General features: G+C 68.4%; 14 protein-coding genes. 5 read left to right on the top strand and 9 right to left on the bottom strand.

The genetic code is table 11. The annotated features are described in order from the left end of the window. The first annotated feature begins 17 nt into the window (after nt 1-17). The 3 genes from ABE546_RS03910 to ABE546_RS03900 are packed head-to-tail and all read left to right on the top strand — an operon-like array spanning nt 18 to nt 1,864. The gene (locus ABE546_RS03910; protein ID WP_346462753.1) at nt 18-746 is read left to right on the top strand and encodes a hypothetical protein; all 729 of its coding nucleotides are present in this window, start codon (nt 18-20) and stop codon (nt 744-746) included. A 9-nt stretch (nt 747-755) separates the two neighbouring features. Continuing rightward, a complete protein-coding gene (locus ABE546_RS03905; protein WP_313211196.1) occupies nt 756-1,256 on the top strand; it encodes a sigma-70 family RNA polymerase sigma factor in 501 nt (166 codons plus the stop codon). After that, complete coding sequence (locus tag ABE546_RS03900) at nt 1,253-1,864, top strand: hypothetical protein (protein WP_346462752.1); 612 nt, start codon at nt 1,253-1,255, stop codon at nt 1,862-1,864. Before ABE546_RS03905 ends, ABE546_RS03900 begins: the two co-directional genes overlap by 4 nt. Nucleotides 1,865-1,896: 32 nt before the next feature. Here the strand turns inward: ABE546_RS03900 and ABE546_RS03895 are convergent, their stop codons facing one another. The 9 genes from ABE546_RS03895 to ABE546_RS03855 form a co-directional block, all read right to left on the bottom strand. Continuing rightward, a complete protein-coding gene (locus tag ABE546_RS03895; protein ID WP_346462751.1) occupies nt 1,897-3,729 on the bottom strand; it encodes a hypothetical protein in 1,833 nt (610 codons plus the stop codon). Further along, entirely contained in the window at nt 3,726-5,891 is a 2,166-nt protein-coding gene (locus ABE546_RS03890; protein WP_346462750.1) for a hypothetical protein, read from the bottom strand. The genes ABE546_RS03895 and ABE546_RS03890 overlap by 4 nt, the downstream gene beginning before the upstream one ends. Beyond that, nucleotides 5,888-7,006, bottom strand: coding sequence for a BatA domain-containing protein (locus ABE546_RS03885; protein ID WP_346462749.1), 1,119 nt, complete (start codon nt 7,004-7,006; stop codon nt 5,888-5,890). The genes ABE546_RS03890 and ABE546_RS03885 overlap by 4 nt, the downstream gene beginning before the upstream one ends. Then, nucleotides 7,003-7,899, bottom strand: coding sequence for a DUF58 domain-containing protein (locus tag ABE546_RS03880; RefSeq protein WP_346462748.1), 897 nt, complete (start codon nt 7,897-7,899; stop codon nt 7,003-7,005). Before ABE546_RS03880 ends, ABE546_RS03885 begins: the two co-directional genes overlap by 4 nt. Nucleotides 7,900-7,909: 10 nt before the next feature. Then, nucleotides 7,910-8,893, bottom strand: a complete 984-nt coding sequence (locus tag ABE546_RS03875; protein ID WP_346462747.1) for a MoxR family ATPase — start codon at nt 8,891-8,893, stop codon at nt 7,910-7,912. Nucleotides 8,894-8,954: 61 nt separating this feature from the next. After that, on the bottom strand, nt 8,955-9,656 hold the full coding sequence (locus ABE546_RS03870; RefSeq protein WP_346462746.1) for a DUF4159 domain-containing protein: 702 nt from the start codon (nt 9,654-9,656) through the stop codon (nt 8,955-8,957). 67 nt (nt 9,657-9,723) lie between these two features. Beyond that, nucleotides 9,724-11,058 (bottom strand): TldD/PmbA family protein, encoded by a 1,335-nt coding sequence (locus ABE546_RS03865; protein ID WP_313211204.1) that lies wholly within the window; start codon nt 11,056-11,058, stop codon nt 9,724-9,726. Nucleotides 11,059-11,078: 20 nt separating this feature from the next. Further along, nucleotides 11,079-12,713 (bottom strand): TldD/PmbA family protein, encoded by a 1,635-nt coding sequence (locus tag ABE546_RS03860; protein ID WP_313211205.1) that lies wholly within the window; start codon nt 12,711-12,713, stop codon nt 11,079-11,081. Nucleotides 12,714-12,845: 132 nt separating this feature from the next. Next, the gene (locus tag ABE546_RS03855) at nt 12,846-14,474 is read right to left on the bottom strand and encodes a TldD/PmbA family protein (RefSeq protein WP_346462745.1); all 1,629 of its coding nucleotides are present in this window, start codon (nt 14,472-14,474) and stop codon (nt 12,846-12,848) included. A gap of 144 nt (nt 14,475-14,618) precedes the next feature. Between ABE546_RS03855 and ABE546_RS03850 the strand changes: the two genes are divergently transcribed. Further along, nucleotides 14,619-15,242 carry a DUF938 domain-containing protein gene (locus tag ABE546_RS03850; RefSeq protein ID WP_313219845.1) on the top strand — a complete coding sequence of 208 codons (624 nt, stop codon included), beginning with the start codon at nt 14,619-14,621 and terminating at the stop codon, nt 15,240-15,242. Between the two features lie 92 nt (nt 15,243-15,334). Then, nucleotides 15,335-15,973 (top strand): tetratricopeptide repeat protein, encoded by a 639-nt coding sequence (locus tag ABE546_RS03845; RefSeq protein WP_346462744.1) that lies wholly within the window; start codon nt 15,335-15,337, stop codon nt 15,971-15,973. Nucleotides 15,974-16,021: the final 48 nt, after the last annotated feature.

The following is a 16,021-nucleotide window of genomic DNA, read 5'->3' as shown; positions in this document are numbered from 1 at the left end:
CCCACATGGAGAGCCGCATGCTTACCCCTGACACCGTTCTGCCGTCACCTCACGCAAGCGCCTGGCCCGCCCGTCGCATGTGGCACTGGTGGGCCGCAGCCTGGCGCATGTACCGGCAGGCGCCGATACGCTGGTTCGGGCTGTCCCTGGTGCCGATGGCGCTCGAACTCGTCCTGCAGGTGTCCATTCCGGTGGCCGGCGTGGTGCTGTCCAAGTTCGTGGTGCCGGTCGCATCGGTGTGGTGCCTGATCGTCCTGGACCAGCGTGTGCGCAATGGCCGCTTCGCCATAAGGCAAGGCATGGCCCGGACGTTCCGGCTGCGCGGCCGTCTGCTGCAGTTGGCCGTGTTGTCAGCGAGTGTGTTCGCCTTCCAGATCGCGCTGCTGTGGATGTGGGTCGGGCCGTCGGTGGCGCTCGGCGTGGCGACGGGGGATCCGGCGGTGGTCACCCAGCTGACCCGCCTGCAGCTGGCCACCGTCTTCGCGGCGGGGACGCTGCCGGGCATGCTGCTGTTCTTCACCGCGCCGCGGGTGGTGCTGGAGCATGCAGGAGTGGTGGAGGCATTGCACGAGAACCTCCGGCTGCTTGGCGTGGGCTGGCGGCCGCTTGCGGTGTACCTTGCGCTATCGATCCTGCTGGTTGGCAGCGTGGCATTCCAGCCCTGGTTGCTGTTGCCGTTGCTGCAGCTGGGGTATGTGGGCTACTGGGCCTACCGCGATGCATTTGATTCCGTTGCCGCTGACTGAGCCGCCGCCTTGCCGCTGCCGACCGCCGCTGACCTGCAGTCCATCCTTCGTGAGCACTGGCCGATGCTGAGCCGACTGGCCCACAGCTACACGCGCGATATCGCCCGCCGCGATGATCTCCTCCAGGAAGTCAGCATCGCGGTATGGCAGGCGCTCCCGCGCTGGCGTGGCGACGGCTCGTTGCGTGCCTTCGTCGCACGTGTTGCCCACAACCGCTGCGTCGATGTATTCGCCAAGGAGCAGCGCCTGTCTGCCAGTGATCTGGATGAGACCTGGCCCGATCCGCATGCCGATCCGCTGCGCCATGCCGAAGCACAACAGCAGCGCGATGGCCTGCTGACTGCCGTTCTCAGTCTGCCACTCGGCTACCGGCAGGTCGTGTCCCTCGCGTTGGAGGGATTCGCCCACCGCGAGATTTCCGAAGCGCTGGGGCTGGAAGAGAATGCGGTCGCGCAGCGGTTGAGCCGCGCCAGGCGAATGCTGCGAGATCTGATGGGAGCTTCGCGATGACCGCGATCGACGACGAGAACACGGGGTGGGATGCACTTGCGATGCGCTGGCAGGCCCAGCCCAGCGGAGTGCCCGATGTGCAGGTACTTCAGCGCGAGGTGCATCGCCGGAGCCGCCGCCTGCGCATGGTCTGGAGTGTTGAGGTGGTCCTGGCAGTACTGTCGCTTGCCAACTGCGTCCGGGCATTGTCACTGGGTGAGCGACTGCCTGTGCCCGCCGGACTGGTGTGGTTCCTGATCGGACTGATCATCGCCATGACGGGCTGGACGCTGTGGCAACGCCGACGCCAGTGGTACGCGAAGGCACTCGATGCACGCGCGCTGATGGCGTTCGAAGCTGAGCGCTCACGCACGGCGCTCCGTATCTGGCGCGTGTCGACATGGGTGAGTGTGGCGCTGTGGACGGCGATGACGCTCTGGGCATTGTTCACGGTGCAGGGACGGATGCCGATGGTGCAGGTTGCACCCCCTGCGGCATGGGCCTTGAACATCGTGGTCAATGCCGTCGTCGTAGGGGTGTTTGCGGTCGCAGCCTGGGTGGTATGCCGCCGGCACCGGCAGCGACTGCAGCGGTTGCATTCACTGGAGAGGATGATGGACGTTGACTGAGCTCAGCAGGCATTACTGACACCCTTGGCGTATCACCGTGCAGGGGCTGCCACCCGCCGCCGCTCCAGCCACCACAGCAGCCCGGCCGCCAGCACGAAGGCGAGCAGCCACGGCCGCCGTGCGCCCGGCGTCTCGACCACGCCAGCCGATGCTGCGGCGGCGCCGGTGGCCAGGCGCTGGGCCGTCGCGTCGCGCAGCTGCTGCCGATACAGCGGTCGCGCGCTGGCCGGATCGAAAACGTAGAACGCGTGGCGGTCTTCGCCCTGCTGCAGCTGATGCCAGCCCGGCTGGTTCGGCCAGTAGCCGGCGCAGTGTTCGGCACCGCTGGCCGGGTCAACCCGAAGCGGGATCAGTGTGCCATCCGGCGCGCGCACCTGTGCCGACTCCCGAAGCTGGCACAGTGCCACGCGCTCGCCGGCCCAAGGGGTGGTGGTCTCTACGCGTGGCGCATCCGCGGCGGGAAGCGGGCGCGCCACGCTGGCCAGCACGCTGCTCCACAACTCGGCGTGGCGATCGTCGCGGCCGGCCAGCAACAGGCGATAGCTGTCGGTGACGGGCAGGAGCGCAACGCGGCCGCGTCCGAGCGCGCGATAACCGCCGACGGCAGCGCCCTTGTCATCGCGCAGCAGGGCGGTCGCATCGTTGGCCTTGAGGCCCAGCTGCTCCAACACCGGCAGCGCAGCCTGGTGCGAGGCCGTGTCGGCGTCCTCGATGTAGGCGGTGGTGTCCGATGCGGTTCGTTGTGGGCCACGACGTGCCTGCAGCAACGCCGCGTCGGCATCGGCCGTCAGTGACAGGGGCGCGGCCTGGTTGCCGCCGGTGACGGACAGACCCCAGCTGCGCAGCGTCTGGCGGGCGCCATCGCCGAGCGGGCCACTGGTGCGGACGAGCACGCCCAGCCCGCCGCGGATCGCCTGCTGCAGCGCGCTGCGTTGCGCGCCCGACAGCCCGCCCAAGCTGCGCTCATCCAGTACCACGACATCGGTCTCAGCCAAGGTGGCAGCGGTAAGCGCGATCGGTGCATCGCCGAGTGATACCCCACCGCCGGCGTTGGCCTGCGCCTGCACCCGCAGCCCGGCATCGGTGGCCCAGCGGCGCAGGTATTTGAGCTCCGGGCCGGGCGCACCGGCCAGCAGCAACAGGCGGGGCGTCGCCGCGGCCGCGGTGTCCACGGGAACGGCAAGCGTATCGACCACATGCTGTTCGGCGTCGATCAGACGCAGGCCGAACACGCTCTGTCCGGCGACGCGGGCCACACCGCTGAGTTGCATCTTCCCTTCGGCATCTGGCGTAGACCTGTCGATGACCACACCGGCAGGATCCACCAGCTCGGCGCGTGCCTTCGACACGCCCTGCGCGCGCGCGCTGACGGTGAACACCGCACCGGGCGCAGTGACCGGCGGCGGCTGCAGTGCGATCCAGCCCTGTGGTGCGCTGGGCAATTCGATACGTACGCCACGGGGCAGCGCGGCATCGCGATCGCGGGCCGACAGGCCATCGCCGATCAGCCGAAGGGAGGTGGGACCCGGATGCTGGCGCAACACGGTGGCCAGGTCGGGTGCTGCGAGGGCGTCTGCCACCTTCGTCGCTTCCGGCAGCGCGACCACGGTCTCGCCCGGCGCCGCCGACCAGCGCACCTGATCGGCCGCGCCCGTCAGCACGGTCAGCTGGCCACCGGCCACGCGCTGCATCGGTGGCACCAGGGTCAGGTAGAGCAGCACGGTCACCACGGCCTGCAACACCAGCAGGGTGGCGAACACGCCGCTTGCCCGCGCCGGTCCACGCCACTGCTGCCAGCACAGACGCGCGCTGCTCAGCAGCAGCACGGCGAGCAGCGCGAACAGGATCCAGCGCGGGTCGCTCACGGTGTCGCCTCCAGTGCATCCAGGTAGCGCTGACCCATGGCATCGGGTGCGCTGCGCCGGGCTACCTGCGGCAGCGGGCGCAGCAGGGCACGCCACAGCTGCGCGCGCAGGGCCTGATGGCAGTCGGCGCAGCCGGGGGTGATGCGCAGTGTTTCGATGGCGGCGGCCAGGCTCAGCGGGTCCGGCAGGCGTGCTTCATTGCGTCGGAGCCACTGGGTCAGCGCGTCCAGATCGGGGGCGCTGGCCGGATCGGCCAGCTGCTGCCAGACCTGCACGATGGCCTGGTCGGGTGCCTCCAGCGCACGCAGTGGCAAGGTGCGGCTGGCCAGGTCGGCGCGATCGCCGCTCATGCGTCGGCTCTCGTCGATCGGCGGCAGTTCCGGGCCGACCCGCGCCAGGTAGATGCGCTCGGCCTGCTGCACTTCCTTGATGAAGCCCAGCGCCTTGTAAGCGTAGGGCAGGGCACGCTCGGGCTGGCCCTGGCGCAGTTCGCCTTCCGAGGACCACATCTGGTCCAGTGCTGCCTTCAGCGTGGCGCGCGTCTTGGGATCGAGCAGGGTCGCGGCCTCGGCGTGATCGTGGGTATGACCGTACTCGGAGAGCACATCGGTGGCGCTGCCGAACACCGGGGCGCTGCCGTCGGTCGGCGCGCCGTGGTCGTGATCATCATGGCCGGCCTGCGTCTGGGCATGCTCACCATCGTGATCATGATCGTCATCGTGCGCGGCCGCCGGTGTGTCACTGGTCGGCAGGGCATCGCTGGTCGGCGGCGGCTTGGCCCCGCCTTCGCTTTCCTCGCCGAGGAACTGGCCATAGCGCAGGCGCAGGATGCGCTGGTCCACGCCGATCGCATCGGAACGCTTCACGAATTCCTCTGCCGGCAGCTGGCGACGCTGTTTGATCAGGGCTTCGGCGTCGATGATGATCTGGCGCTGGCTGCGGAAATACGCTGGCAACGTCTTCTTGACCATGCCCTCCATGTCGGTGCCCTGGATCTCCGCGGCGCTGGGCAGGCGCAGGATCACGCTGCTGCTCTGGGCGCTCTGCGCAGTGGGTGTGTGGGTGTCACGCACGGTCAGCTGCGCGATCACGTCGTTGCCTTCGGTGGCGCCCAGCGCGGCCAGGTCCAGCGTGCGCGCGAAACGCCGCTGCGTCGCCGGCCCGGTGCCGGTCAGGCTGAACGTCTGCTCGCGGAAGGTGATGTTCTCGCCGCTGCCCTGGGCCAACGTGACCTTCAACTGCGCGGTGGCGACCACACCATAGTCGTCGGTAGCCTCGAACTGCAGCGGCCACTGACGTTGGCCGGGCGTACCCAGCACGAGACTGCGGTCGGGCGCGATCACGCGCACCACAGGCGGGCGATCGGGCACCACATCGAGCCGGTACAGGCGGGTGTCGCGCAGGGCAGGCTCGGTGACCACGCGATACAGCGCCGGACGCGTGGCGGTCCACTGCGCGGTCCATTGTTCGCCGTCACGCGCCAGCGCGATGCGCTGGCCATCGTGGAACTGCAGGGTCGCGGTCTGCGGCTGCGCGGAGAAACGCAGTGACCAGTGCAGGCGGCTGTCCTGCGGCACCTTGCCGTCCAGCGCGCTCTGCACACGCGCGGCCTGCCCGGTGTAGGCCGGGGCGGTGATCTCCAGCCGCGCGGAACGCAGCTGTGGTGGTTGCGCAGGTGTGGCCGGCGGTGCCGCCGTGCCCGGGAACAGGGGCGCCGCGTTCTGGCCGCGTGGCCAGCCCAGCGCAAGCGCGATCATCACCACCGACGTGATCACCGAGGCCAGCACCCACCGGCCCGGCCAGCGCGGCCGCAGTTCGGGCATGCGCGACTGCAGGGCGGCGGCGACATGTGCGCGCTGCCGCTGCTGCAACGGGTTCAATGCCGCCGGTATGGCAAACAGCAGGTCGGCACTGTCCTGCACGAGCGGGTGGTCGTCCAACCGGCGGACCAGCCATTGGCGATCCAGACGACGTGCGCGCCAGGTTGCCACGCCGACGCTGATCAGCAACGTCAACAGCAGGACCACCGTCGCCGCGTTGAAGCCGGCCAGCCGCCACGCCACCGCGCTGATCGCCAACGCGACCGGCCCCGCGAGCAGGGTGATGATCCACCATTGGCGCCGACGCGCGCGCTGCCAGGCGTGCTGGATGGCAGCGTTCATGCGCCTGCTCCGCGGCGCGGCGAGGTCGCCATCGCCCGTTCCAGCGCGAACAGCAGCACGATCAGCGCGAGCAGCCAGGGGCTCAGCTCACGCGGTGCGGGAAGCGGTGCGGCAGCGCCACGCAACGGTGCCTGTGTGGCCGCAGGTGCGAGGGTGGGTGCGGCCGGTGCCGCGATGACCGCCAGCAATTGGCGGGGGAAGCCGGGATCGCGCAACGCCGGCAGCGCCGTCGGTGACAGCGCTGCGCTGAAGCGCAGCAGACGACCGCTGCCTTCCTGCCGTTGTTCCAGCACCACTGCACCCTCTGCATCGCGCAGGACGGGCATCCAGCCGGCCCCCGCAGCACCGGGCGCGACCAGCACACTGCCGCCCTGTTGCACCCACGTCTGCCAGGCGGCAGGCAGCGGCGTAGCAGCGAGCCACACGCCGGTCTGCCCGGCATCGGGGGCGGTATCAGCACCGCGGGCAGGCGACAGCGCCTGGTTGGACCAGGCGCGCTGCAGCGCGGCCAGCACGCGCTGCTCGCCTTCTGCGATATCGCCACCGACCTGCAGCACAGGCAGTGTCGCCGTACGCGCGCTGGCCGGCGCCATGAGGATCGGCCGCCAGTTCACGGCACGCGACAGGCGTGGACGCTCGCCATCCAGTCCGGGCATCGGGTCGGGCACGTACACCGTCAGCGGTGCGCCGGCAGGCAGTGTCTGGTCCAGCTCGCGCAGCAGGCTGGCCAGTGGTTGATGGGACGCCGGGGCGCCGTCGGCCAGCGCAGGGAAGCCAGGCGCCAGCCATCGCCAGTCGCCTTTGGCGTCCTGGCCACGCAGCGCCGCGCCGTCGAGACCAGGGGCGACGACCGTGACCGCGTGGGTATCGGCGCCGCCACCGTGCAGCACCGGCCGCGCCAGCAGCAAGGCCAGCGCGGCAAGCAACAGCAGCCGCACCAGCAGCAGCGGCCACGCATCGAAGCGGATTTTCTGACGCGGCCGGATCCGGGCCTGCAGCCAGCGCAGCGCGGCGAAGTCGAGTGGCGCGTACTGGTGGCGACGTGCCAGGTGGATCAGCAGCGGCACCAGCCAGGCCGCCAGTGCCAGCAGCCCGAGGGGAAACAGCAGGCTCACGCGCCGCCTCCGGCACCCAGCAGCGCACGCAGCGGCTGGTCCAGCGGCTGGTCGAGATAGCCGGTCGCATGCACGATGCCGCTGCTCTGCAGTCGCGCCTGCAACGCGCGCTGGGCGGCATCGAAACGGGCCAGGTATTCGGCACGGATCGCACGGCCGTCGCCCAGCAGCTCGTCGCCGGTTTCCGGATCGCGGAAACGGTGGCCGTCGGTGAACGGGAAATCGCGCTCTTCGGCCGTCAATAGCTGCAGGTGCAGCACCTCGCGGCGGGCGGCGGCCAGCCGTTCCAGCAGCACGATGCCGCCCTCGTCAAAACCGTCGCCCAGTGCGACCAGCAGGTCGCCGGCCTGCACCCGCTCCCAGACCGGGGCCAGCGAAGTGGCCGGCGGCCACGTGCCACTGGCCTGCAGCTGGCGCAGCAGCAGGTGCACGCGGTCGCGCTGGCGCGGGCCGTGCCCGGCGGGAACCAGTTGCACGCCCTCGCCGCTGATGGCGATCACCCCGAAGCGGTCGGCCTGCTGCAGGGCCAGTTCCACCAGGCAGGCGGCGGTCGCGCAGGCATGGTCCAGCCGCGACCAGTCCGGTCGCGCGCGATCACGCTGGCCCGCCGAGGCGGTCGCATCGATCAGCACCCAGGCCGTGATCGGACTTTCGCGTTCGGATTCGCGCACGAAGAACCGGTCCGAGCGCGCGTAGAGCTTCCAGTCGATCTGGCGCAGCTCATCACCGGGTTCGTAGGCACGGTACTGCGCGAACTCCAGCCCGGCGCCGCGGCTGCGGCTGGCGTGCTGGCCGATCCCGTGCGCGCCGCGCGCACGGCGTGGCAGCAGCCGCAGCGCCTTGAGGCGGCTGCGGACATCGGCGGGGATCGCGATCGGCGCGTTGCGGCTCACGGCGTGTGGATCAACCCGGGAACGGCACGGCCTGCAGCAGCGCGGCGACCACGTCGTCGGCGCTCTTCTGCTCGGCTTCGGCGGCAAACGACAGCAGCAGCCGGTGACGCATCACCGGCGCGGCCAGCGCCTGCACGTCCTCGCGGGTTGCGGCGAAACGGCCCTGCAGCAGCGCGCGCGCCTTGGCCGCCAACACCAGCGACTGCCCGGCGCGCGGGCCGGCGCCCCACTTGATCCACTGGTTCACCGCCGCCGGTGCGTCGCTGCCCGGGCGGCTGGCACGCACCAGGCGGGTGATCCAGGTGAGTACGTCTTCGCTGATGTGGACCTCGCGCACGGCAGCCTGCAGCGCCAGGACCTCGTCAGCCTCCATCACCTTGGGGACGCTGCCACTGGCGCTGCCGGTGGTCTGCAGCAGGATGTCGCGCTCTTCCTGTTCGGTGGGGTAATCCACCCGCACGTGCAGCAGGAAGCGGTCCAGCTGGGCTTCCGGCAGCGGGTAGGTGCCGGCCTGTTCGATCGGGTTCTGCGTGGCCAGCACGAAGAACGGCGCCGGTAGCGCATAGGTAATGCCGGCGTAGCTGACGGTGCGCTCCTGCATCGCCTCCAGCAGGGCGGCCTGGGTCTTGGGCGGGGTGCGGTTGAGCTCGTCGGCCAGCAGCAGGTTCGTGAAGATCGGGCCCTTCTGGAACCGGAAGTGGCGGTGCCCGGTGCCGTGGTCTTCTTCCAGCAGCTCGGTGCCGAGGATGTCGCTGGGCATCAGATCGGGCGTGAACTGCACGCGCCGGAACTGCAGCTCCAGCGCCTGCCCGAGCGAGCGCACCAGCAGGGTCTTGCCCAGCCCGGGCGCGCCTTCGAGCAGGCAGTGGCCGCCGGCCAGCAGGCCGATCAGCAGCTGCTCGACCACCGCGTGCTGGCCGACCACGGCCTGGGCCAGCGCGCCGCGCAGCTGCTGCAGTTTGGGAAGAAGGGCATCAAGGCGGTCGGTCGTCATAAGGCACTCGCATCAATCGATGTAGAGCCACGCCATGCGTGGCTGAAGAATCAGGAAGAAACTAGTTGTTCAACGCGTACATCACGATGTTCACCGCGAAACGAGTGTTGTCTTCGGCGAGGAAACGCTTGTTGCGCCAGTCGTAGTCCCACTCGCAGCCGTAGTCCTTGTTGCTGTAGAGCACGCCGAGCCGGCCATCGATCTCGATGCCCTTGAGGTAATCGTGGACCAGGTCGTCGCCCCAGCCATTGAGCTCGAACCCCGTGGCGGGCGGGCCCTCGGGGAAGCGGAAGAAGCTGCGGTACAGCGCGTGGTTGTTGGGCAGCTTGTTCAGCGCCTTCGGCCCGAACAGCTTGGCCATCTGTGCTTCGAAGGACTTTGCGAACAGACCATCGATATCGTGGTTGCAGTCATCGACGAACACGAAGCCGCCGTTGCGCACGTAACGCACGAAGTTCTGCCGCTCGGCGGCATTGAACTCGACCAGCTTGTGCCCGGCCAGGTAGCAGAATGGTGCCTCCAGCATGCGCGGATCGGACAGCGCGATCACGTGCTCGGTCGGGTCCACGCGCAGGGAGGTGTAATCGATCAGCGAGGTGATCACGTTGGATGGCATGCGCGCATCCACGTCCCAGTCGCCGGAGTCGTACTTGAGGCGGGTGAACCAGAAGTCATAACGCCCGGCCTGGGCGCGTGCCGGCGCGGGCAATGCCGCGAAGGCGGCACTGCCCAGCATCAGGCGCAGGAACTGTGCGCGGTTCATCGCCACGCACGTTCCCGGGTGTCACCGGCCAGACGAAGAGACGGCCGGTGGCCGTCACGACCGTTCATCAGACCGCGTCGGACAACGAGGTGAAGGTGAAATCACGCAGCTTCATCGGCGGAATCATCATCACCAAGCTGGACTCGTCACCGGCCACACGCACCGGCTTGCCCAGTTCTTCGATGTTGTTGAGCATGATCACCGGCGACTCGTTGAAGCGGAAGTTCTTCACCGGGTGCTTGATCTGGCCGTTCTCGATGTAGAAGGTGCCATCGCGGGTCAGGCCGGTCAGCAGCACGGTCTGCGGATCGACCATGCGGATGTACCAGGTGCGGGTGACCAGGATGCCCTTCTGGGTGCCACGCACCAGCTCGGCGGTGCTCTTGTCGCCACCGGCCATCAGCAGGTTGCCCGGCCGCGCGTTGGCGGTCTTGCCCTGCTTCTGCGCCCAGAAACGCGAGTAGTTGAGGTTGGCGATCTTGCCGTCCTTGATGATGTCCAGCTTCTCGCGCGGCTGGCCTTCGTTGTCCCACGGCAGCACGGCCGCCTCCGGGTGCCACGGGTCGGCCACCATGGTCACGCGCGGGTCGTAGACCTGTTCGCCGAGCTTGTTGCCGCCGCCCTTCCTGGAGAGGAAGCTGCGGCCTTCATCGGCCGAGCGCGCATCGAAGAAGTTCATCATGAAGCTGATCAGGCCGGCCGCGGCCGCCGGCTCCAGGATCACCGTGTACTTGCCCGGCTCCAACGCCTTGGCTTCGGCCGATTCGGTGGCCTTGCGCATGGCGATGCGGATGTCCTGGTCGGCCTTGAAATCGGCGGCATCCTTGAGGTTGCGGCCGACCCAGCCCGAACCGCGGCCGTCTTCGGTACGCACGGTGCAGGTGTAATCGAAGTTGGTGCCGCGCTGGTAACCGAAGTTGCCGTTGCTGTTGGCGGTGGCGTAGAAGCTCTGGCCATCTTCCAGGAAGCCGGCGGCGATCAGGCCGTTGCCACGGCACGGCGCGATCGAGTCGGCGGCGACCTTGGCACGGAAGGCCGGGTCGATGGCCGCGGTGGATTCGCTGAAGGTCGGGCTGGACCGGTAGGTCTGCTTGCCGATCGCCGGCAGGAACTCCGGGTTCTCCGGGGCCAGGCGGGCCAGATCTTCGGCACGACGCACCACACGTTCCAGTGCGGCGTCGTCGAACTCGTTGATCGAGGCGGTGCCGACCCGCTTGCCGAAGGCGACCGTGACGGCCAGTTCGGTGTTGTCGACGATGCCGCTGGTGGAGACGTTGTTGAGCGCGAAACGGATGTTGCCGTCGATCGAGCCGGCCAGCACGGCGGTGCACTCATCGGCCTTGGAGAGCGCGATGACCTTGTCGAGGATGGCCTTGGCCTGCGCTTCGGTGAAGATACTCATGGATTGGGGCTCCTGACCGGTCAGCCGAGGCTGCGCGCGGTGTTGATGACGTTGATGCCGTTGAAGCGCGCGGTGGACGAACCGTGCGAGACCGCCGAGACCTGGCCGGGCTGGCCCTTGCCGTCGAAGAACGAACCGCCCAGGCGGTAGTCGCTTTCATCGGCCACCGCGGTGCAGGCGTTCCAGAACTCCGGCGTGCGGATCTGGTAGGCCACGTCCTCGAGCATGCGGGTGATCTGCCCGTTCTTGATTTCATAGAACAGCTGGCCACCGAACTGCGCGTTGTAGCGCTGTTGATCGATGGAGAACGAGCCGTCGCCGATGATGTAGATGCCGTTCTCGACGTCCTTGACCATGTCGGCCACGCTCAGCTTGGACTTGCCCGGCGCCATCGAGACATTGGCCATGCGCTGGAACTGCACGCTGGACCAGGAATCGGCATAGCAGCAGCCGTCGGACTCGGTCTTGCCCAGGATATGGGCCTGGTCGCGGATGGTCTGGTAATCCACCAGCTTGCCTTCGCTGATCAGGTCCCAGCGCTTGGTCTTGACGCCCTCATCGTCGTAGCCGACCGCACCGAGACTGCCCGGCTGGGTCTTGTCGGCAAAGATGTTGACCTTGTCGCTGCCGTACTGGAAATGCTGCTCTCGCTTGTCCAGCGTGGCGAAGCTGGTGCCGGCGTAGTTGGCTTCGTAGCCAAGCACGCGGTCCAGTTCCAGCGGGTGGCCGACCGACTCGTGGATGGTGAGCCAGGTGTGCGACGGATCCAGGATCAGGTCGTACTTGCCTGGCTTCACCGACGGTGCCTTGAGCTTTTCCTGCGCCTGCTTGGCCGCGGCGATCGCATCGGCCTTCATGTCATAGGAGTTGCGGTAGTTGACCACGCCGTTGGGCGAGACCGCCTTGCCGGTGCCGACGCCATCGAGGTACTCGTAGCCCAGGCCCATCGGCGAGGACAGCCCGGAGCGGGTGCGGAACTTGCCGGTGCTCTTGTCGATGGCGGTGACCGTCATCGGTGCCCAGATGCGGTGCACATCCTGGTCGATGTAGGAGCCATCGGTGGAGGCGAAGTACTTCTGCTCGTTGACCAGGAACAGCATCGAGTTGACGAAGCTGGCGCCGGCGCCCATCGCGCCTGCATTGACGTCCAGCAGCAGCTCGACCTTCTCCTTGATCGGCACGTCCATCGCGTTCTTGCGGATCGGGGTGCGCCAGGACACTTCGCCCACGCCGGGCGCGGCGGCCAGCTGCACCGGGGCGGTCTGCACGCCGGCGTTGGCCTTGGCGATCGCGGCGGCCTGCTGCGCGGCACGCGCCACATCGGTGGTGCCGAGCTGGTTGGTGGCGGCAAAGCCCCAGGCGCCGTTGACGATCACGCGGATGCCCACGCCGGTCGATTCGGTGTTCACCACGTTCTGGACCTTGTCCTCGCGGGTGATCACGTACTGGCGCAGGTAGCGGCCGATACGCACGTCGCAGTAGGTCGCACCGGCCTGGCGCGCGGCGGCCAGGGCGGCATCGGCCAGGCGCTTTTTCAGCGCCGGATCGAGTGCGCTCTGCAGTTGTTCGGCGGCAATGACCTTGCCGAAGAACGACGGCACGATCAGTCCGCCAGCGGTAAGCCCGGTCAGGGCGAGAAAGTCACGTCTTTGCAAGGCAGCTCTCCACGTCGGTGTGGGGGTGGCAGGGAAACAGCGACATCAGGGCGACCGCCGCGGCGGCACAGCCGATTCTTGCGGCCATGCGGGCGCCGCGGTAGTGACATTCGGCACGGAGCGGGGACAGGCTCATCCCAGGCTGCGCGCGGTGTTGATGATGTTGATGCCATCGAAGCGCGTGGTCGATGAGCCATGCGAGACCGCCGAGACCTGGCCCGGCTGGCCCTTGCCATCGAAGAACGAACCGCCGAAGCGGAAATCGCGCTCGTCGCAGATCGCGCTGCAGGCATTCCAGAACTCCGGCGTGCGGATCTGGTAGGCGGCGTCCTCGACCATGCCGGTGATCTCACCGTTCTTGATCTGGTAGTACAGCTGGCCGCCGAACTGCGCGTTGAAGCGCTGCTGGTCGATCGAGTAGGAGCCACGGCCGTGGATGTAGATGCCGTTCTCCACGTTCTTGATCATGTCGGTCACGCTCAGCGGGGTCCTGCCCGGCGCCAGCGACACGTTGGCCATGCGCTGGAACTGCACGCTGGACCACGAATCGGCATAGCTGCAGCCGTGGCTCTCCTTCTCGCCAAGGATATGCACCTCGTCGCGGGTGGCCTGGTAGTTGACCAGGATGCCGTCCTTGACCAGGTCCCAGCGCTTGGTTTTCACGCCCTCATCGTCGTAGCCCACCGCGCCCAGGCTGCCCGGGGCGGTCTTGTCGGCGAAGAAGTTGACGATGTCGCTGCCCCAGCGGAAGCCCGCATCGCGCTTGTCCAGCGTGGCGAAGCTGGTGCCGGCGTAGTTGGCCTCGTAGCCGAGCACGCGGTCCAGCTCCAGCGGGTGGCCGACGTTCTCGTGGATGGTGAGGAACAGGTTGGACGGGTCCAGTACCAGGTCGTACTTGCCCGGCTTGACCGACGGCGCCTTGAGCTTTTCCCGCGCCTGGCGGGCCGCGGCGATCGCGTCCTCCACCGGATCGTAGGAATCACGGTAGGCGACCACGCCGCCCGGCAGCGCGATCTTGCCACGCGCGTCGCCATCCAGGAATTCGTAGCCCATGCCCATCGGCGAGGACAGCCCGGCGCGGGTGCGGAACTTGCCGCTGGCCTTGTCGATCGCGGTGGCGGTGAAGGGCAGCCAGATCCGGTGCACGTCCTGGTCGATGAAGGAGCCATCGCTGGAAGCGAAGAACTTCTGCTCGTTGACCAGGAACAGCGTGGAGTTGATGAAGTCGGCTCCGGCATTGAGCGCAGCCGCGTTCAGCGACAGCAGCATCTCGACCTTGTCCTTGATCGGCACCGCCATCGCGTTCTTGCGGATCGGGGTCTTCCAGCTCACGTCACCCACGCCGGTGACCGGCGCCAGCTGCACCGGACGGGTCTGGATGCCGGCGTTGGCGCGGGCGATCGCCGCGGCCTGCTCGACCGTGGCCAGCACCGCGGCCGGGGTCTGCTGGTGGGTGGCGGCAAAGCCCCATGCGCCGTTGACGATCACCCGGATGCCGATGCCCGAGGACTCGCTGTTGGTGACGTTCTGGACGTTGGCCTCGCGGGTGATGACCGCCTGGTTGAGGTAGCGGCCGATGCGCACGTCGCAGTAGCTGGCACCGGCGCGCTTGGCGGCGGCGAGCGCGGCCTCGGCCAGCGCCTTGCGGCGGCCCACATCTCCCGGCTCGAGCAGCTGCTCGGCGGCGATCAGCCGGCCATGCGGCAGTACCAGGCCCGCCAGGCCCATTCCAGACAGCGCTAGAAACTCACGACGTTGCACAGCTCACATCCCCCAAGGACGGCCGACGGCACGCAGGCCCCCGACATTGGACAAGTCTTCGACTTTCGGTGGCATCGCGGAGTGGCACAAGTGACTGCGGTCATGGTTGGATGGACATCGATTCCCTGCCGATGTGACATTCCGATGAGCCAGATACGCTGGTCCGAGGCCTGCGACCGCAACCGCGCACCGATCCTGGCGGTGCTGCAGCGCCACCTCGCCGCCCGCCATCGGGTGCTGGAGATCGGCAGCGGCACCGGCCAGCATGCCGAACACTTCGCTGCGGCATTGCCCCACCTGCAATGGCAGGCCAGCGATCATCCCGATCACCTGCCCGGCATCGGCGCCCGGCTCCAGGCCGCCGGCCTGCCCAATACGCCGGCGCCGTGGTCGCTGCAGGCGGAGCTGTCGCCCGCGGCCGGGCTGGGGCCGCTGCCGGACGCACCGCTGGCGTTCGATGCGGTGTTCACTGCCAATACCCTGCACATCATGAGCTGGGCGCACGTGCAGGCGCTGTTCGCCGGGTTGCCTGCCGTGATGGCCGAGGACGCCGTGCTGTGCGTCTACGGTCCGTTCAACGCCCACGGTGCCTACAGCAGCGAGAGCAATCGCCAGTTCGATGCGTGGCTGAAGGCGCGGGACCCGGCCTCGGGCATCCGCGATGCCGAAGCGGTGGATGCCCTGGCGGCCGGGGTGGGCCTGCAGCTGGCCGAGGACGTGGCGATGCCGGCCAACAACCGCCTGCGGGTGTGGCGGCGCGCCGGGTAGATCCGACCGTTGGTCGGCCGCGCTTGGTGCCGGGCCTGCGCTGCGGTTAGGATCAGGAGGGGAGGTTGTTGTGACAACCTGGGGGAGTTTGCATGGCAGTTGCAAGACAGAGGCTGGCCGGCGTGATGCTGGCCATGGGGGCTGGTGTGTTCAATGTGTCGGCGCAATCGCTGCCGGCGGTGCAGGAGTTCTACTTCGACAATGACGTGGCCGCCGCCCCGATGGTGGTGGTGCAGGGCGAGGGCGGGGATCTCGTCGACCAATTGATGAAACACCGCGAGCGCGGCCGCAAGACGCTGGAGGCCACCGTGCAGCTGGCGGGCGTAGCCATCGCGCAGGGCCGCCCTGAGCTGGGACGCAGTCTTTACGAACAGGCCGCCACGACCGCGTCGGCCAGTTCGGTGGTGGGCCGTTCCGTGCGGTGGAACTATGGCTGGGATCTGTTCCGCCTCGGGGAGACCGACGCTGCACTGGCCCAGTGGACAGCGGCCCAGAACACGCTGCGCGGGAACCCCGGGTGGGTGCCGCCCACCTTCGCGCTGGCCCTGTGGACGCTGGGCCGCAAGGCCGAAGCCGTGCAGTGGTATGCCGCGGCCGTGCGCACCGAGCCACAGCAGTGGAACGGAACGGACCGCTATGCCGAACTGTTGCCGGGTTGGCGCGACAGCGAACGCAGCACGCTGGCCGAGGTACAGCGGGCGTGGGCAGAGAAGCCGCCCGCCTGGCCGTGATCGGGGCGGGTGAGGCCGCCGTACCCTTCCGTTTCGACCATGGTCGGG

Source organism: Stenotrophomonas sp. TWI377 (assembly GCF_039674525.1).
GTDB lineage: Bacteria > Pseudomonadota > Gammaproteobacteria > Xanthomonadales > Xanthomonadaceae > Stenotrophomonas.
Note: the sequence above shows the minus strand (reverse complement) of the source record. Positions and strands in the feature narration are given on the sequence as shown.

What these genes read in the sequence shown, in the direction of transcription:
- ABE546_RS03910 (WP_346462753.1), top strand. Translation starts at nt 18, where the DNA reads ATGCTTACCCCTGACACCGTTCTGCCGTCACCTCACGCAAGCGCCTGG.
- ABE546_RS03900 (WP_346462752.1), top strand. Translation starts at nt 1,253, where the DNA reads ATGACCGCGATCGACGACGAGAACACGGGGTGGGATGCACTTGCGATG.
- ABE546_RS03890 (WP_346462750.1), bottom strand. Translation starts at nt 5,891, where the DNA reads ATGAACGCTGCCATCCAGCACGCCTGGCAGCGCGCGCGTCGGCGCCAA.
- ABE546_RS03875 (WP_346462747.1), bottom strand. Translation starts at nt 8,893, where the DNA reads ATGACGACCGACCGCCTTGATGCCCTTCTTCCCAAACTGCAGCAGCTG.
- ABE546_RS03870 (WP_346462746.1), bottom strand. Translation starts at nt 9,656, where the DNA reads ATGAACCGCGCACAGTTCCTGCGCCTGATGCTGGGCAGTGCCGCCTTC.
- ABE546_RS03865 (WP_313211204.1), bottom strand. Translation starts at nt 11,058, where the DNA reads ATGAGTATCTTCACCGAAGCGCAGGCCAAGGCCATCCTCGACAAGGTC.
- ABE546_RS03850 (WP_313219845.1), top strand. Translation starts at nt 14,619, where the DNA reads ATGAGCCAGATACGCTGGTCCGAGGCCTGCGACCGCAACCGCGCACCG.
- ABE546_RS03845 (WP_346462744.1), top strand. Translation starts at nt 15,335, where the DNA reads ATGGCAGTTGCAAGACAGAGGCTGGCCGGCGTGATGCTGGCCATGGGG.